Origin of the sequence: Rhizobium album (assembly GCF_003122325.1) — a bacterium.
GTDB classification, from domain to species: domain Bacteria; phylum Pseudomonadota; class Alphaproteobacteria; order Rhizobiales; family Rhizobiaceae; genus Metarhizobium; species Metarhizobium album.
In genome coordinates this window covers 359399-378748 of record NZ_QFBC01000003.1, presented here as the reverse complement: position 1 = coordinate 378748, position 19350 = coordinate 359399, and the positions used below count along the sequence as shown (strand labels likewise).

Below are 19350 nucleotides of genomic sequence, written 5' to 3'. Positions count from 1 at the left end.
AAAAACAAAATGCTCCGGAACCGGGCACAACCGGAACAAATTGAAAGGGAAGAGACATGGAAGAAGCAGAGACCACCCACCACGACGACAACCGCCACGCGGAAAAGATGGCCAAGAAGAAGGCCGCCCGCGAAAAGATCATGGCAACCAAGACCGACGAGAAGGGCCTCGTCGTGGTCCATACCGGCAAGGGCAAGGGCAAATCCTCCGCCGCTTTCGGCATGATTTTCCGCCATATCGCCCACGGCAAGCGTTGCGCCGTGGTGCAGTTCATCAAGGGGGCGATGTCGACCGGCGAGCGCGACCTGATCGTCAGGCATTTCGCCGATCTCTGTGAGTTCCATACGATGGGCGAGGGGTTTACCTGGGAAACCCAGGATCGTGCCCGCGACGTCGCCACGGCGCATGCGGCCTGGGAAAAGGCCAAGGACCTGATCCGCGACGAGCGCAACTCGATGGTGCTGCTCGACGAGATCAACATCGCCCTGCGGTATGACTATCTCGACGTCAACGAGGTCATCACCTTCCTCAAGGATGAAAAACCCCATATGACGCATGTGGTGCTGACCGGCCGCAACGCGAAGGAAGAGTTGATCGAGATCGCTGATCTCGCGACGGAGATGGAGCTTCTCAAGCACCCGTTCCGCTCCGGCATCAAGGCGCAGGCAGGCGTCGAATATTGATGGCCGAAAGCTGGATCTTCTGGGCGCTGGTCTCGGCGATCTTTGCGGCGCTGACCGCGATCTTCGCCAAGATCGGCATCGCCGGCATACCGTCCGATCTGGCAACGCTGATCCGCACGCTGATCATCGTCGTTTTCCTGGCGGCGATCGTCTTCGCCACCGGGCAGTGGCGGTCGCCATCGGAGATTTCCGGGCGTACCTGGCTGTTCCTCGGCCTGTCGGGATTGGCGACGGGGTTGTCCTGGCTTGCCTATTTCCGCGCCCTGAAGATCGGCGATGCGGCCCGCGTCGCGCCGATCGACAAGCTGTCGATCGTGCTCGTCGCCGTGTTCGGCGTCGTCTTCCTCGGCGAAAAGCTGTCGCTGGTCCACTGGGCCGGCGTTGCGATGATCGCCGGCGGCGCGCTGGTGCTGGCGGTATTCTAGAAACCCAGCCAGATCCGCGCCGGGTTGGCCGGGTCGGAGAGCAGTTTCAGTGCCAGAATCATGCAGGTGATCACCAGCAGCGGCTTGATGATTTTCGCGCCGCTGCGCATCGCCAGCCGCGAGCCGGCCTGGGCGCCGAGGAACTGGCCCAGACCCATCAAGAGGCCGACCTTCCAGAGAATGACGCCGTTCAGCAGGAAGACGGTGAAGGCGCCGACATTCGATCCGAAATTCAGGAACTTGGTGTGCGCCGTCGCCTTCAGCAGGCCGAAGCCGGCGAGCGAGACGAAGGACAGCATGAAGAAGGAGCCGGTGCCCGGCCCGAACACGCCGTCGTAAAAGCCGATGGCCGGCACGAAGGTCATACCGAAGAGGAAAGGCGTGATGCGGCGGTGGCGGTCGCTGTCGCTGAGATTGGGCTTGATGGCAAAATACAGGCCGATGGCGATCAGCAGGAAGGGCAGGGATGCCCTCAGGACATCGCCGGGAACGATGGTGGCGAGAACCGCGCCCAGCGCCCCGCCGATCGCCGACATCACGGCCATCGGCAGCTGTTCGCCGAGCTTCACATGACCGCGCCGCGCATAGGCGCTGGTGGCCGAGGCGGAGCCGAACAGCGATTGCAGCTTGTTGGTGCCCAGCGTCTCCAGCGGCGGAATGCCGGCGATCAGCATGGCCGGCACGGTAATCAGCCCGCCGCCGCCGGCAATCGAATCGATGAAACCGGCGACGAAGGCGGCAAGGAACAGGAAGAGAAGAAGATGCGTGGCAAGATCGGACACGATGAGGCTTTCGGGCATGCAGTCGGCATTGCTTTGTTGCATTTGCGGCGACGAAGGGCAATGCTGCCGACGCCGTGCCCGCCCGCCGTCCCAACGCCATGATCCCGCCCGCCATGCCTGATGTCGAAACCGTTTCCCCGAAACATCGCACTTGCGCCCTGGGACTCGGCTGCCGTTCCGGGGCGACGGCCGACGAGTTGATCGCGCTTGCGGAGACCGCCCTGCGGCAGGCCTCGCTTGGCCGCGAGGCGCTGGGTGTGATCGCGTCCTTCGAGGCCAGGCGAAACGACCCGGGCATCGCCGCCGTCGCCCGCCACTTCGGATTGCCGGCGGTCTTCTACGACGCGGCGCGGCTGGAGATGGAGACGCCGCGGCTGAAAACGCCTTCCGCCTCGGTGTTTGCCGCGATCGGTTGCCATGGCGTGGCGGAAAGTGCCGCGCTGGCCGCCGCCGGGCCTGCGGCCGTCCTCGTCCTGGCGAAGATTCGCTCCGGCCAGGCGACGGCCGCGATTGCCGGCGAGCCCTGAAAAAACGGGCGCTGCGGCATATCCGCCATTGCGCAAAGTCCGGCGATCGATATCTTGTCCCCGTCTCGGCGGGCCGGCCGTTGCCGGTTCCCCCGCCCAAGAACAAGAAGAAAATCAAGGAAGAAACCATGTACAAAGTGATATACGATACCGATCCGGGCGTTGACGACGCCATGGCGCTTTTGTTCCTGCATCTCCATCCCGACATCGACCTGATCGGCGTCACCACCGTTTTCGGCAATGCGTCGATCGAGACCACCACCCGCAATGCGCTGTTCCTGAAACGCGAATGGGGCATTGCCGCGCCCGTCGCCAAGGGTGCCGGCGAGACGATCGATCCGTCGCGGCCGCATGCCGGCTGGCCGACCTTCATCCATGGCGAGGACGGGCTGGGCAATATCGGCGTTCCCGAGACCATCGACCTGCCGGTCGACCGGCGTCCGGCATACCGGTTCATTATCGACACCGTGCGCGCGCATCCCGGCGAAGTGACGCTGATCGCCGTCGGCCGGATGACCAACCTGGCGCTTGCTCTGCGCGAATCCCCCGAGATTGCCGGGCTGGTCAGGGAAGTGATCGTCATGGGCGGCGCATTCGACGTGCCGGGCAACGTCACGCCCGCCGCGGAAGCCAATATCCATGGCGACCCGGAAGCGGCCGACATCGTCTTCACCGCACCGTGGAAAGTCACCATCGTCGGCCTCGACGTAACGACGAAGACGGTCATGACCGGCGGCTTCCTCGCGGAGATGGCTGTCGCCGGCGGCAAGGACGTGCAACTGCTCGCCGACCTGTCGCAGTTCTATATCGACTTCTACAAGCAGCGTGTCGGCGACGGCATGGTGATCCATGACAGCTGCGCCTGCGTCTATCTCGTGGCGCCGGAGCTGTTCGAGACCCGCAGCGGCAGCGTGCGTGTGGTCTGCGGCGGGCTTGCCGACGGCCAGACCATCCAGAAGCCGGACGGCCGCCACTTCGGCCCGAGCGCCTGGGACGATCTGCCGAGCCAGATGGTCTGCACCGTGATCCAGCCGGAAAAGGTGCTGCAGGTCATCCGTACTGCTCTCGTCGAGTCCGTCCGCGCCTGAAAATGCCATGGGAAGGCCGGGCGTTTTATGCCGCCCGGCGCCAAAAGGCGAATCCGCCCAGAAGGATAGCTGTCTTTTTTCATAAGCTGAATCCGCGTCTTCAGACTGTGAATCAACGCATCGCGATGTCGTTCCTGTCGTCTCCGGCAAAGCCGGTAGCGTTTCCGGACGCAAGCCGGGGCGGCTCTGCCGGTAGCCTTGCAGATTGCAATTTTGCGTCGGCGGGCATAGGAAACCCTGATGAATGACAGTGCATTTTCCCATCTTGCGTCGATCGAGCCGGGTTCGGTCTGGCTGGTCGGCGCCGGCCCCGGCGATCCGGGGCTCTTGACGCTGCTCGCCGCCAAGGCGCTCGGCGAGGCGGACGTGATCGTTCACGATGCACTGGTCAACGACGATTGCCTGAAACTCGCCCGTCCCGGCGCCGTGCTGGAATATGCCGGCAAGCGCGGCGGCAAACCGTCCGCCCGCCAGCGCGACATTTCCCTGCGGCTGGTGGAACTGGCGCGGGCCGGCCATCGCGTGTTGCGGCTGAAGGGCGGCGATCCCTTCGTCTTCGGCCGCGGCGGCGAGGAAGCGCTGATGCTGGTCGAGCACGATATTCCTTTCCGCATCGTGCCGGGCATCACCGCCGGTATCGGCGGCCTGGCCTATGCCGGCATTCCGGTTACCCATCGCGAGGTCAACCACGCCGTCACCTTCCTGACCGGCCACGACTCCTCCGGCCTCGTGCCGGATCGGATCGACTGGGAGGCCATCGGGCGGGGTTCTCCCGTGATTGTCATGTACATGGCGATGAAGCATATCGGCCAGATCAGCGCCAACCTGATCGCCGCCGGCCGCCATGCGGACGAGGCCGTCGCCTTCGTCTGCAATGCGGCCACCCCGATGCAGACGGTTCTGGAAACGACGCTTTGCCGCGCCGAAGCCGATGCGGCTGCTGCCGGTATCGAGCCGCCGGCCATCGTCGTGGTCGGCGAGGTGGTGCGGTTGCGGCCGTCGCTCGACTGGCTGGGGGCGCTTTCCGGCCGCCGGCTGGTCTCGGAGCGGTTTTCCGATCCGCAGCGGAAGGAGACGGCATGAGCGGGCTTTTGATCGCTGCGCCGTCTTCCGGCTCCGGAAAGACGACGGTGACGCTCGGCCTGCTGCGGGCCTTGCGCCGGCGCGGCGAGCCGGTTGCCCCGGGCAAGGCCGGTCCCGACTATATCGATCCCGCCTTCCATGCCGCCGCGAGCGGCACGCCCTGTCTGAACTTCGATCCCTGGGCGATGCGGCGCGAGCTGCTGCTCGCCAATGCCACCCTGCACGCTTCGGGCGGCCGGACGCTGGTGATCGAGGCGATGATGGGCCTGTTCGACGGTGCGGCCGACGGGACCGGTTCGCCGGCGGATCTGGCTGCGACACTCGGCCTGTCGGTGGTGCTGGTGGTGGATTGCGCCCGCATGTCGCATTCGATTGCGGCGCTGGTCAGCGGTTATGCCAATTTCCGGGTCGATACCCGTGTTGCCGGTGTCATCCTCAATCGTGTCGCCAGCGATCGCCACGAGGCAATGCTGCGGCATGCGCTGGATGCGATCCGCATGCCGATCTTCGCCGTGCTGCGCGCCGACGCGGCGCTGGCGCTGCCGGAGCGGCATCTCGGGCTGGTGCAGGCGGGCGAACATGAGGCGTTGGAAGCGTTCGTGGAGCATGCCGCCGATGCCGTCACCGCCCAATGCGACCTCGGCCGCATGCTGCATATCGCCCGGCAGGTGCCGGACCGCGCCTCCGAGGCCAACATCGCCCGGCTGCCGCCGCTCGGCCAGAAGATCGCCGTGGCTCGCGATCTGGCTTTCGCGTTTTCCTATGAGCACATGCTGCTCGGATGGCGCCGGCGCGGAGCGGAGATTTCCTTCTTCTCGCCGCTGGCCGACGAAACGCCTGCCGCCGACGCCGATGCCGTCTATCTGCCGGGCGGGTATCCGGAGCTGTATGCCGGCAGACTTGCCGCAGCGGACGGTTTTAGACAGGGCATGCTGGCTGCCGCCGGCCGCGGTGCCCGGATTTTCGGCGAATGCGGCGGCTACATGACTCTGGGCGAGACGCTTGTCGATGCGGCAGGCGAGACCCATGCCATGCTCGGCCTGCTGCCGCTGGCGACCAGTTTTGCCAAGCGGCAGCGACATCTCGGATACCGGAAGGTCGTGCCGGTTTCCGAAGCCTTTTTCACGCGGGCGATGACGGCGCATGAATTCCACTATGCCACCATCGTTTCCGAAGGCGATGCGGAGCGACTGTTCCGTGCCAGCGATGCGCTCGGCGCCGATCTCGGCGAATTCGGCCTGCGGCGCGGGCTGGTCGCCGGCTCGTTCATCCACCTGATCGATATCGCCGGAAACCCGGCATGACGGCTGCGATCGTCCATGGCGGCGGCATAACCGCTGCGGCCGCGGCCTATGGCGGCCGGCCGCAGGACTGGCTCGACCTGTCGACAGGCATCAATCCCTGTCCGCCCGATCTGCCTGATATCGATGCTCGCGCCTGGCATCGGCTGCCGGACCGCCATCTTGTCGATACGGCCCGTGAGGCTGCGCGGGACTATTATCGGACCGGCGCCGTCCTGCCTCTGCCGGTGCCGGGCACGCAATCGGTGATCCAGCTGCTGCCGCGGCTGGTTCCTGCCGGCAGCCGCGTTGCCATCCTGTCGCCCACCTATGGCGAATATGCCCGCGCCTTCACCATGGCCGGCCTGACCGTCGATGCGATCACGGAACTGGACGCGGTTCGCCCCGAACATGGTCTCGTCGTCGTCGTCAATCCCAACAACCCCACCGGTCAGCTTCATGCCGTCGAGGCATTGGAGCGGCTGCGCCTTAAGCTTGCGGCGTCCGGTGGCCTGCTGGTGGTCGATGAAGCCTTCGCGGATGGTGCCCGGCAGGGGGCGAGCATTGCCGCAGACGGGGCCAAGGCCGGCCTGATCGTCTTCCGCTCCTTCGGCAAGTTTTTCGGCATGGCTGGCGTCCGGCTCGGCTTCGTGGTCGCCTCGCAAGACCGTCTGGCCCTCTTCGAGCAATGGCTCGGGCCATGGGCGGTATCGGGACCGGCCCTTGCCATCGCCGCGGCGTTGATGCGTTCCGACATAAAGGCGATCAGTGATCGTATCACAAGCCGCAAGGCTGCGCTCATCTCCGTGCTCGAAGCGGCGGGATTGGCGGTTGCCGGTGGCGCCTCGCTGTTTGCGCTTGTCGATGATCCACGGGCGGCGGTGATCCACGACCATCTCTGCCGGCATCATATTCTCGTGCGCACGTTCGATTATGCGCCGGCATGGCTGCGTTTCGGCTTGGCGCCGGATACGGAGGCCGACGCGCGGCTGCGCACCGCCCTGGCCGGGCTCCTGCGATGATCGGCAATCTGTTCGTCCTCGTGCTTGCCTTGCTTGCCGACCGCCTGGTCGGCGATCCGCCATGGCTGTGGCGCCGCCTGCCGCATCCGGTGGTGCTGTTCGGCAAGGCGATTGCCGGGATGGACGGATGGCTGAACCGGTCGGACTTTTTGGCGCGGACGCGGCGCCGGAATGGTGTCGTCACCATTGTCGTCCTGCTTGCGGCAAGCGTCGTGGCCGGTATCGTGCTGCACGCCGCCTTCGCACGCGTCGGGCTTCTCGGAATCCTTGCCGAAATCATCCTCGTTGCCGTTTTCCTGGCGCAGAAGAGCCTGGCGGATCACGTTGCCGCCGTCGCCTCCGGCTTGAGGCGGGATGGTCTGGCGGGCGGTCGCCGGGCGGTGTCGATGATCGTCGGCCGCGATCCGGAAACGCTGGACGAGCCGGCCGTCTGCCGCGCGGCGCTCGAAAGCCTGGCGGAGAATTTTTCCGACGGCGTCGTGGCGCCGGCCTTGTGGTACGCGGTTTTCGGCCTGCCGGGCCTGCTGGCCTACAAGATGCTCAACACCGCAGATTCGATGATCGGCCACAAATCGGAAAAATACCTCGATTTCGGCTGGGCATCCGCCCGGCTCGACGATTTCGCCAACTGGCCGGCGGCGCGATTTTCGATGCTGCTTTTGGCGGCCGGCGCGTGGCTTGCCGCCGGTCGGGACGCGGCTTCGAATGCGCTGCGCATCGGGTTGCGTGACAGCGGCCTGCACCGGTCGCCGAATTCCGGCTGGCCGGAGGCGGCCATGGCCGGAGCGCTGGACGTGCAACTGACCGGGCCGCGCATTTACGGCGGCATCAAGGTCAGCGAGCCGATGATGAACGGTGCGGGGCGCGCCGCGGCGTCCGTGGGCGATGTCGAAACGGGCATTGCCATCTTCAACGGTGCCTGTTCCGTCCTGGCCTGTTGTGCCGCCGCACTGCTGGCGCTGTTCCTGGTGATTTGATGCGCGAAGCGGATTCTTCGGCATGTTCGTAGAATTGTTACCGTATCGTTTACGCTAAATTTCTTCTGCGGAAGTGGTATGGATCATGTACGCTTCGTGCCGCTGCGGCGGTGCGGGCTTTTTCGCGACAAGATTTGCCGCCTATCGATATTGGACAGCTTGTTTATCAATCATTTTCACACGGAGGAAATCCGAGCATGACCGTCGTCCATGGACTTGATCTGTCTTTCCTTCACAATCAGAACGGCATGACGAAAAGCGACATGCTGCAATGCTCGACGGCCGCCACGAACCTGAACGAAGTCATCATTTTCCGCTCCACCGGTCCCTGGGCGAAACGCTGGATCGAACGCGGCTATCCGACCAAGAATTTTCACGTCAAGGGCAAGAGTTCCGACTGGGGGCCGCATGCCGGCCTCGTCCCTTACGACGGCACCTATAGCAAGGTCGGATATGACAGGGAGAAGGCCAAGAGGGGCACCGAGGCCAACGACGACGGCATTCGCTCGGGTTTTGCCGGCAAGACGACACTCGTCCTCTCCCGCGAGCAGATTGCCGAACAGGATTATCGCGCCGAGGGCCGTCCGCCGCGCACGGCGCTGATGTCGGTGGCGCCGGTGCCGGGGTCCGACAACCTGACGCTTTCGGCGCGGCGCAGCGGCGATGGTTTGCAGGTCATCTTCCTGGCGCGCAAAAGGCAGGACGGGCGCTACGACATCCTCGTTTATCCGACCCTGTCGGGCACGGACGTCCGGCCGGTGACGCAACTGGCCTCGAAGGGATTGGTCAGCAACAGCGTGTTTCTGGCGCAGGACCGGGACAAGAACGGCGCCTCCTCCGCTATCCCCCTCGAAGTGATGACGTCGCTGGAGATCGGCGCCGGCCAGCCGATGACCGGCGACTACGACCTTTTTGCCGTCTGCCCGACCTGGAGCGACTACGGCAGCCAGTCGTCGCGCGAGATCAGCAAGCCGGGCATCAGCCTGATGAACGGCAGGACACATGACGGCCTGTCCTATGCGGCCGGGGTCGGCATGGACAATGTGCTGGATGCACGCCTTGCGACCGGCGGCACGGCGGCCATGGATTTCAAGAACCGTGCGGCCGCCTATCGCAACAATTATGCCAACAATCTCGGCGATACCACCCGCAAGTGGGTTGCCGACGGCCATGGCGGCTATCGCCGCGGCGGCCTCACCACCCGCGCCAGCGAAGACACCTACAAGATGATCTTCATGGCATCGAAATACGGCGAGCACGGCGACATGGGCAACCTGACGCCGCGCATCCTGCGCTGCATCAACACGCTCAACGGTTTGATGGGGGCGACCGGTGAGAGAGGCGCATTGCGCCGGGTGCACCACAATGCCGAATCGCACCGGTTCCGGCTGTTCGGCGCGCTCACCGCCACCGACATGGTCACCAAGAAGGACGGCGAGGAATATGGCGACGGCTTCCCGCTCACCGTCTTCCAGCCCCTGGCCCTGCAGAAAGCCGGAAAACCCGCCAGCCGCTATGGCGACGTGTGCACGCTGGAAACATTGCAGGAGTTCCAGGCCTACGCCATGGCGCTCGCCGAGTCGGGTTATTACGTGCCGAAGAACTGGGTGTGGAACATGCACGTCTCGCCTGCCGCACGCGCCGGGGCGTGAACCGGGCTTCGAAGGGCTTTCCGAAAGGCGTTTGCGGGGCTGCATCTCCTGCGGGCTCGGGCAGTCCCTGTTCAATTTTCCGTGTATATCGATGCTTCATTATACTTTCGCAGGCGATTTCGCTAGGTTTGGCCGTTTTTAAAAATTTAACTATGCTTTTTATGGCGATGCTTACTGCAGAATTTAATAGAACATAGTCGGAATGCATGTATTGTATCCCACTGACGGGCCTAGGGGTAGGTTCAACTGAAGAGGGGATGCATATGAAGACGTTTATTGCTGCCGTCATGGCATGTTTGTTCTTCCAGTTTCAGCCGGTTGTTGCCCAGGCTGCAAATCTTGTCGCCAATATCGACATCACCCGGCAGACGATGACCGTTTCCCAGAACGGCATCGTGCGCTACCAATGGAAAGTTTCCACCGGCCGCAGCGGCTTCGGTACGCCGACCGGCAACTACAAGGCAAAATGGCTTTCGAAAAACCACAGGTCGCGCAAGTACAACAACGCGCCGATGCCTTATGCGGTGTTCTTCAAGGGTGGATACGCCATTCACGGCACTTTCGAGACGAAACGCCTCGGCCGCCCGGCGTCGCATGGCTGCGTCCGCCTCGACCCGCGCAACGCGGCCCAGTTTTTTGCCATGGCAAGCACCGCAGGCCTCGGCAACACGCGCATCGTGATCAGCCACTGAAAACTATGATTTCCACGGCGAGAAGCGCCGGAGGCCAAGCTTTTCAGTCGTTTCCGGCCGCGGTGTTGAGCCGGTCGAGATCCGGCACGGTGACGTGCCGGTTGTTCTCGACCGTGATGATGCCGAGCTTGCGCAGCTTGGTGATCTGCCGGCTGACGGTTTCGATCGTCAGCCCGAGGAAATCGCCGATATCGGCGCGTGACAGCGGCAGGTCGAAGGTGGCGCAGTCGGCACTGTCGGGATCGATGTGCGTGGCGATCATGTAGAGAAAGCTTGCGACCTTTTCCTGCGCTGTCTTGCGCCCGAGGGTCAGCATCCAGTCCCGGGCATCATCGAGTTCCTGCAGCGCCTGCGAATGCAGGCGATGCCCCAGTTCCGGCGTCTCTGCAATCATGCGGTCGAGGATGGGGCGCGGGAAGGAGCAGATTTCCGTATCCGTTGCGGCTTCCGCCGTCAGCGTGCTCTCGTGCAGGAAGAGGCGGCCGAGGAAATCCGGCGAGAACTGCAGGCCGACGATCTGCTGGCGGCCGTCCGACATCATCTTGCTCAGCTTGACGACGCCGCGCAACACGCTGGAATAGCGGCAGACGGCCTCGCCCTGGCCGACGATCTCGCAGCCGGCGGAAACTTCGCGGCGCACGGAATGGCGGTTGAGTTCGATCAGCTGGCCGGAACTCAGGGCACCGCAAACGCCACCATGCCGCGCCTCGCAGGAGCGGCAAACGACCGGTATCTGCGAATTGTGGATGTCCTTGCGCGCTACGTCCATGGGCATCGGCCTCCGAGTGGTTACATGCTGTTCTAATAACAAAGCGGCGTGGTTATCCTTGACTTTCGTCAAACTTCACGCCGGTTCCCCCACTTGATCGAAATCAAAGTGGCAGAACCGGCTGCGGTCTATTCCGGCAATCAGGAAAAATGGTCGAGCCGAGGAATCGCGATGACGCAAACGCTGCCCAGCCGAATCACGGAATCGGTTCCCCGCTACACCAGCTACCCGACGGCGCCGCACTTTCACGCCGGTGTCGATGCCGACGTCTACCGGCAATGGCTGGGGGAATTGAAGCCGGGCCAGCGTCTGTCGCTGTATGTGCACATTCCCTATTGCGATCGGCTCTGTTGGTTCTGCGCCTGCCATACGAAGCAGACGCTGCGTTATGAGCCGGTGCGCAGCTATCTGGAGAGCCTTGCCGCCGAAATCGCCACCATCGGTGCGCTCATTCCCGCCGGCGTCGAGGTCGGGGCGCTGCATTTCGGCGGCGGTTCTCCCACCATGGTGGCGCCGCAGGACATGATCGATCTCGCCGCGAGGTTGAAGGAGCATTTCACTTTTGCAGCGGATGCGGCGATCAGCGTCGAAATGGACCCCAACGATCTCGACGTCGCCCGTTACGATGCGCTGGCGGCGATCGGCATGACGCGGGCAAGCCTTGGCATCCAGGATTTCAATCCGGAGGTTCAGCAGGCGATCAACCGCATCCAGACCTTCGAGCAGACGCGGCAGGTCGTCGAAGAGGTGCGCAGCCGTGGCGTCCGTTCGGTCAATTGTGACGTGCTCTACGGCCTTCCGCACCAGACGCTCTTGACGCTGGAGCATACGATCGACGACGTGTTGTCGCTTTCTCCCGATCGGATCGCGTTGTTCGGCTACGCCCATGTGCCGTGGATGAAGAAGCATCAGACGATGATTCCCGAAGCTGCACTGCCCGATGCCGCAGAGCGTTACCGGCAGATGATGCGTGCTGCCGCAAAGCTCGTGGAAGCGGGGTATCAGCCGATCGGCATCGATCATTTCGCCAAACCCGATGACAGCCTTGCCGTTGCTGCCCGCAACGGTGCATTGAAGCGCAATTTTCAAGGTTATACCGACGATGTGGCCGATGCGCTGATCGGTTTGGGCGCCTCGTCCATCGGCTTCCTGCCGCAAGGTTATGTGCAGAACATGCCGGCGACCGGCGAATACCAGCGTTTGGCCGAAGCCGGTGAGTTGGCCGTCATCCGCGGCATCGCACTCACCGACGAGGATCGCCTGCGCGCCCATGTCATCGAGCGGATCATGTGCGATTTTTCGCTGTCCTTTGCCGATCTGCGGCGGCTTTTTCCTGTAGGTGCGGACAAGATCGTCGCCGAAGCCCGCCAGCTTGCCGCCATCGATACAGAAGGGCTCTGCCGGGTGGATTCGGAAGGTTTTTCCCTCACGGCCCAGGGCCGCACGATGGCCCGCAGCATTGCCGCCGCCTTCGACGCTTATCTCGGCAACGGCAAAGGCCGGCATTCGATGGCCGTTTGACCACACCCGCCGCCAAAATGACGATGCCTCGGAACTGACCATTGGCTTTTCAGCGATCTTTCCCTATGAGGAGAGGCTGAATTGACTTTTTTATGAGGTATTGGCGTGACTGCTACATTCGACAAGGTTGCCGACATCATTGCGGAAACGAGTGAAATCGATCGTGAAACCATTACGCCGGAAAGCCATACGATCGACGATCTGGGCATCGACAGCCTGGACTTTCTCGACATCGTCTTCGCGATCGACAAGGAATTCGGCATCAAGATCCCGCTGGAACAGTGGACCCAGGAGGTCAACGAAGGCAAGGTCTCGACCGAAGAGTATTTCGTGCTGAAGAATCTCTGTGCGAAGATCGACGAGTTGAGGGCCGCCAAGGGCTGAGCGGGAACAGCCGTCATGTTGCTGGAATACTTCCAGATGATCGACCGGGTGGAAGCCGTCGACCTCGGCAGCGGGACCTTGAAGGCCCGTTCCGTCGTCCCGGCCAAGAGCCCGGTCTTCGAAGGCCATTTTCCCGGCATGCCGCTGGTGCCGGGCGTGCTGTTGATCGAAACCATGGCGCAGGCATCCGGTTTCCTCGTTCTTGCCGCCACGAAATTTGCCGCAATGCCCTTTTTGATGTCGGTGGACGGCGCCAAGATGCGCAGTTTCGTCGAACCCGAGGCCGTGCTGGACATCGAGGTTTTCCTTGAGCACGACGGCTCCGGATTTGCCGTGACCAAGGCCAAGATCGCCAGCGCCGGCAAGAAGATCTGCGATGCGCAGCTGAAGCTGCGCACAATGCCGTTCGGCGCGGTGCCGCTGGCCGACGTGGTGCGGCAGCGGGCGGTCGAAGTCGGATTGTTGGATGCCCTGTCTGCATCGGCAGGCTGAGAGGAACATGCCATGGTTAAGTCTCAAAACGATGTGGTGATCACCGGCATCGGCATCGTCACGTCTCTGGGCGTCGGCAAGGGTGCCCACGTGGCGCTGCTGACGGGCGGGCAGGCGCCGGAGCCGAGGGTCGATGCGGAGGAATTCGCGCCTTACCCGGTTCACCCGCTGCCGGACATCGACTGGTCGCAGCAGATCGCCAAGCGTGGCGACCAGCGCCAGATGGAAAACTGGCAGCGCCTCGGTGTGTTTACGGCCGGACTAGCGCTCGACGACGCCGGCTTCAAGGACAATGCCGAAGCCTGCAGCACCATGGACATGATCGTTGCAGCTGGCGGCGGCGAACGCGATATCGCCGTCGATTCGCTGATCATCGACGAAGGACTGAAACGCAACGACCGTGAGCGGCTGGTCAACGAGAAGCTGCGCACCGAGTTGCGTCCGACGCTGTTCCTGGCGCAGCTTTCCAACCTGATGGCCGGCAACATTTCCATCGTTCACAAGGTGACGGGCTCGTCGCGGACCTTCATGGGCGAAGAGGCCGCCGGCATTTCCGCCATCGAGACCGCTTTCGCCCGCACCAAGGCCGGGCAATCCACCCACACGCTGGTCGGTGCCGCTTTTATTGCCGAACGCGCCGACATCATCCTGCTGGTCGAGGGCATTCGTGCCCATGCGACCGGCGATTGGCAGCCGCTGTGGTCACGGTCGCCGGACAATGGCGGCGGCATGGTTCTGGGCTCCGTCGGCACCTTCCTGGTGCTGGAATCCCGCGAGCACGCGGAATCACGCGGCGCGCATATTTATGCGACGATTGACGCGATCGAAGGCGACCGCGGCAATCGTGCCGATGGCCGGCTGGAAAGCCGGTTGACGCGCCTGGCCGGCATGGCCTCTGAGGTTCCGGCCGGTGATCTGCTGGTCCTGTCTGGCGCCAGCGGCCTGCCGGATATTTCTTCTCGCGAGAAGGCGACGCTGGAGGCACGTTTCCCCGGCGCGACCCTGCGCGGTTACGGCGGGGCTACGGGCCATGCCGTCGAAGCGCAGTTCCCGCTCGGCCTGGCGCTTGCCGCGCTTGCCATCGACGCCGGGGCGAAGGTGCCGGTTTTTGATGCCGGCAATGAAAAGCCGACGGAAAAACCCGTCGCGCATGCGCTCGTGACCACCGTCGGCTATACGCGCGGCGAAGGCATGGCGCTGCTTTCGGCCAACAATTGAGAGGTGTAGATCATGACGGCATCTCGTTTTACCGATCATCTCGGTCGCCCGATCATCGCCGTGACCGGCATGGGTGTCATCACGTCGCTGGGGCAGGGACTTACCGATAACTGGAATGCCCTGACATCGGGCGTTTCCGGCATTCACACGATCAAGCGCTTCCCAACGGAAGGGCTTTCGACGCGCATCAGCGGCACGGTGGATTTCATCTCTCTGCCGGCGGCGAACGCGGTGGAGCGTTCTTTTGCCTTTGCGCGCGAAACCACCATCGAGGCGCTGGCGCAGGCCGGACTGTCCGGCGATTTCGAAGGACCGCTGTTCCTCGCCGCGCCGCCGGTCGAGCCGGAATGGTCGGACCGTTTCGCACTTGCCGACCGCGCGCCGCCGTCTTCCCATGAAGGTGATGCCTACGACCGCTTCCTCGCCGCCATGCGCGAGAAGCCCGATCCGGCCTTCTTCGAGGCCGCCCAGTTCGGCTCGATCTCCGAGCGCCTTGCCGACCGCTTCGGCACACGCGGCCTTCCCGTGACCTTGTCGACCGCCTGCGCTTCCGGTGCCACGGCGATCCAGCTCGGTGTCGAGGCGATCCGGCAGGGCCGCACCGACAAGGCGCTGACGGTTGCCACAGATGGCTCGGTCAGCGCCGAATCGCTGATCCGTTTTTCGTTGCTCTCGGCCCTCTCGACCCAGAACGATCCGCCGGAAAAGGCGTCGAAGCCCTTCAGCAAGGAGCGGGACGGTTTCGTCATCGCCGAAGGTGCGGCGACGCTGGTGCTGGAATCGCTGGAATCCGCCACCGCCCGCGGCGCCCGCGTGCTCGGCATCATGAAGGGCTGCGGCGAGAAGGCGGATCATTTCCACCGCACGCGCTCCTCGCCGGACGGTGCGCCGGCCATCGCCACGATCCGCGCCGCGCTTGCCGACGCCGGTCTCGGCGAAGAGGGGATCGGCTATATCAATGCCCACGGCACCTCGACGCCGGAAAACGACAAGATGGAATATGGCGCCATGTCGGCCGTTTTCGGCTCGCGGCTGGCGACCATTCCGGTGTCGTCCAACAAGTCGATGATCGGCCACACGCTGACTGCCGCCGGTGCCGTCGAAGCGGTCTTCTCGCTGCAGACGATGCTGACCGGCACGCTGCCGCCGACGATCAACTACAACAATCCCGATCCGGCGATCGTGCTCGACGTCGTGCCGAACAGGAAGCGCGATGCGCAGGTCGGCGCCGTGCTGTCGAACTCCTTCGGCTTCGGCGGCCAGAATGCCAGCCTTGTCATGGCGCTTGAACCAGTCTAAGGCCTCCGCCATCGATAGGGACGTCATCCTCGGCCTCTGGCCGGGGATCTGCAAACGTCGGGACAATAATCAAGGTTGGCAGATGCTCGCGACAGGCCCGAGCATGACGACGGGCGCATAGCTCGTCCGCCCCGGAAGGAAACAAGATATGCGTGCCCTGCAACTGATCGACGACCGGAAACTCGAAATAACCGACCTGCCGGAGCCGGATGCACCCGGACCGGGCGAGGTGACGTTGCGGGTCAAGGCCGTGGCACTAAACCACATCGATGTCTGGGGCTGGCGCGGCATGGCCTTTGCCAAGCGCAAGATGCCGCTGGTGATCGGCGCGGAAGCGGCCGGCGTGGTGGAGACGATCGGTGCGGGCGTCGGCAACGTCCTGCCGGGGCAGCTGGTGTCGATCTACGGTGCCCGCACCTGCGGCCTGTGTCGCCCCTGCCGCGAGGGGCGCGACAATCTCTGCGAGCATGTCGGCGGCGTCCACGGTTTCCACCTCGACGGTTTTGCGCAGGAAAAAGTCAATCTGCCCGCCCGCCTGCTGGTACCGGCACCGCCCGGTGTCGATGCCATCGGCGCAGCCCTTGCTCCCGTCACCTTCGGCACCGTCGAGCACATGCTGTTCGACAATGCCAGGCTGGAACCCGGCGAGACTATCCTCGTGCATGCCGGCGGCTCGGGCATCGGCACGGCGGCGATCCAGCTGGCCCACAAGATGGGCTGCACGGTGATCACCACCGTCGGCTCCGACGACAAGATCGAGAAGGCGAAGGCGCTCGGCGCCGATCACGTCATCAACTACCGCACCGACCGCTTCGAAGGCGTGGTGCGCAAGCTGACGAAAAAGAAGGGTGTCGATGTCGTCTTCGAACATGTCGGCGCCGATACCTGGGCCGGATCGATGCTTTGCCTCAAGCGCGGCGGGCGGTTGGTCACCTGTGGGTCTACCTCGGGCGTTTCCACCAGCATGAACCTGATGATGCTGTTCCAGCAGCAGTTGAAGCTCTTCGGCTCCTTCGGCTGCCGCATGGAAAACATGGCGGATGCCATGCAGAAGATGGCGCGTGGGCTGGTGCATCCGGTGATCGACACCGAGGTGCGGTTCGAGGATATCGACCGCGCCCTGGAGCGCATGGAAGGCCGGCAGGTGTTCGGCAAGATCGTCTTGAGGATGGATTGAGCCCTTGGAGCTGTTCGTCACGCGCATCGTCCTGAAGGTCCGGCACTTTCGGCAATGGCTGATGGCGCAGCTCGCCTTTGCCTTCCTGAACATCCTCAAACTTCTGCCGGCAGATGCGGCGATGAATTTCGCCGACCGGCTGATGCGGTTCGTCGGTCCGCGGGTGAAGCGGCGCCACAAGCTGATGCTGACCAACCTGCGCAACGCCTTTCCCGAAAAGGGCGAGGCGGAGATCGCCGAGATCGCGCTCGCCAGCTGGGGCAACATGGGGCGCCTGGCGGCGGAATACATCTTCCTCGACGAGCTTTTCGATTTCCATCCGGACAATGAAAAGCCGGGGCGGGTGGAGGTGTCCGGTATCCCGCTGTTCCTCGACCTACGCGACAATCCGCGACCGTTCATCGTCTTTACCGCGCACACGGCCAATTTCGAACTGCTGCCGGTGGCGGGCGCCGCCTTCGGCGTCAAGTCGACGGTGCTTTTCCGCCCGCCGAACAATCCTTACATCGCCGAGAAGGTCTTCCAGTTTCGTGCGGCGCGCATGGGCCGTCTCGTTCCCTCGCATGCCGGATCGTCGTTCACGCTGGCACGGACGCTGGAGGCGGGCGGCAGCGTCGGCGTCCTCGTCGACCAGAAGTTCACCAGGGGCGTTGCCACCACATTCTTCGGCCGGCCGGCGCAGACCAATCCGCTGCTGGCCAAGCTCGTGCGGCAGTTCGGCTGCGAGGTCTATCCGGCCCGCTGCGTGCGCCTGCCGGGCAATCGCTACCGGCTGGAACTGGAGCCACGGTTCGTGCTGCCTTACGATGACAACGGCAAGCTGGACGTCAATGCCACTGCGCAAATGCTGAACGACAAGGTCGAGTCGTGGGTGCGGGAATATCCACAGCAATGGTTGTGGTACCATGATCGCTGGAACATCAAGAATACGCTGTAAAAGCGAATAATTTCAAACGCATCGTTGCTTCTTGATCGCATGTCGGGAATTTATGAACTAAAGCTTCGGCCAAGTTTCCGTCCCTAATATCCTCTAGTTGAATCATGGTTCAGCGTGTGTAAGCTTGGCTTTAGCGCCTCCTAATGCGCGGCGTCCGGCGTGGGCGATACCGAGCACATTGCCCGCACTGCTGCCATGAAACGGATACGCTTCCGAAGAAACACTTCTGGAGAGATACGGCGTGTATCCGGGCTTGTGGTAACCAGGGGAGAATGGCGTTGAAGGAACTCATCGATCTGTTTTGGGTAAAATACGCGGAACTGAAGTTGGCGGTTGAGACCGGTCAGGAGCGTTCGCTGCTCAAGCTCGACCGTGAAGTCGAGGCTCTTCTGCAGCGTATTTTCGAACAGACTGCCACGAATGCGCTGGAAATCCAGATGCAGTTTCTGGTCGCCATCGAATTGCTGAAAAAGGAAGCAGAGGATCGCTGCTGCGTGCTGCGCCATGCGGAAAATCTGCAGCGCGTCGTCGAGCGCCATCTGTTGCCGGGAGCCGGAAGCGAACTGCTTCCACGGCTGGCGCAGCTGTCTTCGCTCGCCCTTACCGTTCAGATCTCGGCAAGCGACGATTCCATCGACATCGCCATGCTCGAAAATCTTCCCGATCGTGCCGCGATCATTTCCCCGGATTATCGTTATTTGTTCAGCAACAAGGCGAATGCCGCCGCCTTGAACGTGCAGCAGGGACAGATCAACGGCCGCCATATCGGCGAATTCATCGGTCTGCACCGTTTCGTGCAGGGTTTTAAAGAAAAACTCGATCGCGCCTTCACCGGCGATGCGGTGGAGTACACCTATGCGGACCAATCCGAAGGACGGACGCGCGTGATGCGTTGCCGGATGTCGCCCTATCGCGGCCCGCAGGATGCAGATCTGGTCGGCGCCCTGTTGATGATGGAGGAGATCGCCGATCGCCGGCAGCCGCGCCCGACGGCGGCCTGACGTCTTCGTGTCACGGGGCGGAAGCCTCTGGGCCGCGCTCGGTCTTTCCCTCTTAGCGTGCATTCGGTCTTTCCTTAGAGGCCGAGCACCATGCCGGGCCGCACGTATGTGCGGCTTTTTTTATTTTCCTCCAAAGACTTAGATGCCGTTCACATTTCGGTCGGTCATGCATATTCTGATTGAATGTGAGGGAGATTCATGTTATTCGATTTTTATTGTATGACAGTAATATTTTAGACTGTGCGAATGCTGTTCGCTTGATGTCTGTGGTGTTTTCGCAGCGTAACAGGCAGCAGAAACAAGGACTTGGAACGGATCGTGTCTATGCGGGCGTGGTGATG

At 63.0% G+C, this 19350-nt stretch carries 20 protein-coding genes; 18 read left to right on the top strand and 2 right to left on the bottom strand.

Features of this window, described 5'->3' with window-relative positions:
- The first annotated feature begins 56 nt into the window (after positions 1–56).
- Both cobO and DEM27_RS10050 read left to right on the top strand, forming a co-directional pair.
- Positions 57–683, top strand: a complete 627-nt coding sequence (gene cobO / locus DEM27_RS10055) for a cob(I)yrinic acid a,c-diamide adenosyltransferase (protein WP_109458073.1) — start codon at positions 57–59, stop codon at positions 681–683.
- Positions 683–1108: an EamA family transporter gene (locus DEM27_RS10050; RefSeq protein ID WP_109458072.1), complete on the top strand. Its 426-nt coding sequence runs from the start codon at positions 683–685 to the stop codon at positions 1106–1108. Before cobO ends, DEM27_RS10050 begins: the two co-directional genes overlap by 1 nt.
- Here the strand turns inward: DEM27_RS10050 and DEM27_RS10045 are convergent.
- Positions 1105–1890, bottom strand: coding sequence for a TSUP family transporter (locus DEM27_RS10045; protein ID WP_109458217.1), 786 nt, complete (start codon positions 1888–1890; stop codon positions 1105–1107). The genes DEM27_RS10050 and DEM27_RS10045 overlap by 4 nt on opposite strands.
- Before the next feature lie 113 nt (positions 1891–2003).
- Here DEM27_RS10045 and DEM27_RS10040 point away from each other — a divergent pair, with 113 nt between their 5' ends.
- From DEM27_RS10040 to DEM27_RS10005, 8 genes are all read left to right on the top strand, one after another.
- On the top strand, positions 2004–2417 hold the full coding sequence (locus DEM27_RS10040; RefSeq protein ID WP_109458216.1) for a cobalamin biosynthesis protein: 414 nt from the start codon (positions 2004–2006) through the stop codon (positions 2415–2417).
- 128 nt (positions 2418–2545) lie between these two features.
- Positions 2546–3505, top strand: a complete 960-nt coding sequence (locus tag DEM27_RS10035) for a nucleoside hydrolase (RefSeq protein ID WP_109458071.1) — start codon at positions 2546–2548, stop codon at positions 3503–3505.
- 240 nt (positions 3506–3745) lie between these two features.
- On the top strand, positions 3746–4588 hold the full coding sequence (gene cobA, locus DEM27_RS10030) for a uroporphyrinogen-III C-methyltransferase (protein WP_109458070.1): 843 nt from the start codon (positions 3746–3748) through the stop codon (positions 4586–4588).
- On the top strand, positions 4585–5892 hold the full coding sequence (locus tag DEM27_RS10025; protein WP_109458069.1) for a cobyrinic acid a,c-diamide synthase CobB: 1308 nt from the start codon (positions 4585–4587) through the stop codon (positions 5890–5892). Before cobA ends, DEM27_RS10025 begins: the two co-directional genes overlap by 4 nt.
- Positions 5889–6890 (top strand): threonine-phosphate decarboxylase CobD, encoded by a 1002-nt coding sequence (cobD, locus tag DEM27_RS10020; RefSeq protein WP_109458068.1) that lies wholly within the window; start codon positions 5889–5891, stop codon positions 6888–6890. Before DEM27_RS10025 ends, cobD begins: the two co-directional genes overlap by 4 nt.
- Complete coding sequence (gene cbiB, locus DEM27_RS10015) at positions 6887–7867, top strand: adenosylcobinamide-phosphate synthase CbiB (protein ID WP_109458067.1); 981 nt, start codon at positions 6887–6889, stop codon at positions 7865–7867. The genes cobD and cbiB overlap by 4 nt, the downstream gene beginning before the upstream one ends.
- 197 nt (positions 7868–8064) lie before the next feature.
- Complete coding sequence (locus tag DEM27_RS10010; RefSeq protein WP_109458066.1) at positions 8065–9519, top strand: anthrax toxin-like adenylyl cyclase domain-containing protein; 1455 nt, start codon at positions 8065–8067, stop codon at positions 9517–9519.
- A 263-nt stretch (positions 9520–9782) separates the two neighbouring features.
- Positions 9783–10211, top strand: a complete 429-nt coding sequence (locus DEM27_RS10005; protein ID WP_109458215.1) for a L,D-transpeptidase — start codon at positions 9783–9785, stop codon at positions 10209–10211.
- A 43-nt stretch (positions 10212–10254) separates the two neighbouring features.
- On the opposite strand, the gene DEM27_RS10000 is transcribed toward DEM27_RS10005, so the two are convergent.
- Positions 10255–10980: a Crp/Fnr family transcriptional regulator gene (locus DEM27_RS10000; RefSeq protein WP_109458065.1), complete on the bottom strand. Its 726-nt coding sequence runs from the start codon at positions 10978–10980 to the stop codon at positions 10255–10257.
- 171 nt (positions 10981–11151) lie between these two features.
- On the opposite strand from DEM27_RS10000, the gene hemN reads away from it, so the two are divergent.
- From hemN to DEM27_RS09960, 8 genes are all read left to right on the top strand, one after another.
- Positions 11152–12501, top strand: a complete 1350-nt coding sequence (hemN, locus tag DEM27_RS09995) for an oxygen-independent coproporphyrinogen III oxidase (RefSeq protein WP_109458214.1) — start codon at positions 11152–11154, stop codon at positions 12499–12501.
- 105 nt (positions 12502–12606) lie between these two features.
- Positions 12607–12885, top strand: coding sequence for an acyl carrier protein (locus DEM27_RS09990; RefSeq protein WP_003502893.1), 279 nt, complete (start codon positions 12607–12609; stop codon positions 12883–12885).
- 15 nt (positions 12886–12900) lie between these two features.
- Entirely contained in the window at positions 12901–13377 is a 477-nt protein-coding gene (locus DEM27_RS09985) for a 3-hydroxyacyl-ACP dehydratase FabZ family protein (protein ID WP_109458064.1), read from the top strand.
- A gap of 12 nt (positions 13378–13389) precedes the next feature.
- The gene (locus DEM27_RS09980; RefSeq protein WP_109458063.1) at positions 13390–14595 is read left to right on the top strand and encodes a beta-ketoacyl-ACP synthase; all 1206 of its coding nucleotides are present in this window, start codon (positions 13390–13392) and stop codon (positions 14593–14595) included.
- Between the two features lie 12 nt (positions 14596–14607).
- Positions 14608–15894 carry a beta-ketoacyl-ACP synthase gene (locus DEM27_RS09975; RefSeq protein ID WP_109458062.1) on the top strand — a complete coding sequence of 429 codons (1287 nt, stop codon included), beginning with the start codon at positions 14608–14610 and terminating at the stop codon, positions 15892–15894.
- Positions 15895–16042: 148 nt separating this feature from the next.
- Complete coding sequence (locus DEM27_RS09970; protein WP_109458061.1) at positions 16043–17071, top strand: zinc-binding dehydrogenase; 1029 nt, start codon at positions 16043–16045, stop codon at positions 17069–17071.
- 4 nt (positions 17072–17075) lie between these two features.
- A complete protein-coding gene (locus DEM27_RS09965) occupies positions 17076–18008 on the top strand; it encodes a lipid A biosynthesis lauroyl acyltransferase (protein ID WP_109458060.1) in 933 nt (310 codons plus the stop codon).
- Positions 18009–18151: 143 nt separating this feature from the next.
- Positions 18152–19009: a PAS domain-containing protein gene (locus tag DEM27_RS09960; protein WP_109458059.1), complete on the top strand. Its 858-nt coding sequence runs from the start codon at positions 18152–18154 to the stop codon at positions 19007–19009.
- Positions 19010–19350 lie beyond the last annotated feature (341 nt).

Coding starts and splice junctions, on each gene's coding strand:
- cobO (WP_109458073.1), top strand. CDS start 57: ATGGAAGAAGCAGAGACCACCCACCACGACGACAACCGCCACGCGGAA.
- DEM27_RS10050 (WP_109458072.1), top strand. CDS start 683: ATGGCCGAAAGCTGGATCTTCTGGGCGCTGGTCTCGGCGATCTTTGCG.
- DEM27_RS10040 (WP_109458216.1), top strand. CDS start 2,004: ATGCCTGATGTCGAAACCGTTTCCCCGAAACATCGCACTTGCGCCCTG.
- DEM27_RS10035 (WP_109458071.1), top strand. CDS start 2,546: ATGTACAAAGTGATATACGATACCGATCCGGGCGTTGACGACGCCATG.
- cobA (WP_109458070.1), top strand. CDS start 3,746: ATGAATGACAGTGCATTTTCCCATCTTGCGTCGATCGAGCCGGGTTCG.
- DEM27_RS10025 (WP_109458069.1), top strand. CDS start 4,585: ATGAGCGGGCTTTTGATCGCTGCGCCGTCTTCCGGCTCCGGAAAGACG.
- cobD (WP_109458068.1), top strand. CDS start 5,889: ATGACGGCTGCGATCGTCCATGGCGGCGGCATAACCGCTGCGGCCGCG.
- cbiB (WP_109458067.1), top strand. CDS start 6,887: ATGATCGGCAATCTGTTCGTCCTCGTGCTTGCCTTGCTTGCCGACCGC.
- DEM27_RS10010 (WP_109458066.1), top strand. CDS start 8,065: ATGACCGTCGTCCATGGACTTGATCTGTCTTTCCTTCACAATCAGAAC.
- DEM27_RS10005 (WP_109458215.1), top strand. CDS start 9,783: ATGAAGACGTTTATTGCTGCCGTCATGGCATGTTTGTTCTTCCAGTTT.
- DEM27_RS10000 (WP_109458065.1), bottom strand. CDS start 10,980: ATGGACGTAGCGCGCAAGGACATCCACAATTCGCAGATACCGGTCGTT.
- hemN (WP_109458214.1), top strand. CDS start 11,152: ATGACGCAAACGCTGCCCAGCCGAATCACGGAATCGGTTCCCCGCTAC.
- DEM27_RS09985 (WP_109458064.1), top strand. CDS start 12,901: ATGTTGCTGGAATACTTCCAGATGATCGACCGGGTGGAAGCCGTCGAC.
- DEM27_RS09980 (WP_109458063.1), top strand. CDS start 13,390: ATGGTTAAGTCTCAAAACGATGTGGTGATCACCGGCATCGGCATCGTC.
- DEM27_RS09975 (WP_109458062.1), top strand. CDS start 14,608: ATGACGGCATCTCGTTTTACCGATCATCTCGGTCGCCCGATCATCGCC.
- DEM27_RS09970 (WP_109458061.1), top strand. CDS start 16,043: ATGCGTGCCCTGCAACTGATCGACGACCGGAAACTCGAAATAACCGAC.
- DEM27_RS09960 (WP_109458059.1), top strand. CDS start 18,152: ATGCGCGGCGTCCGGCGTGGGCGATACCGAGCACATTGCCCGCACTGC.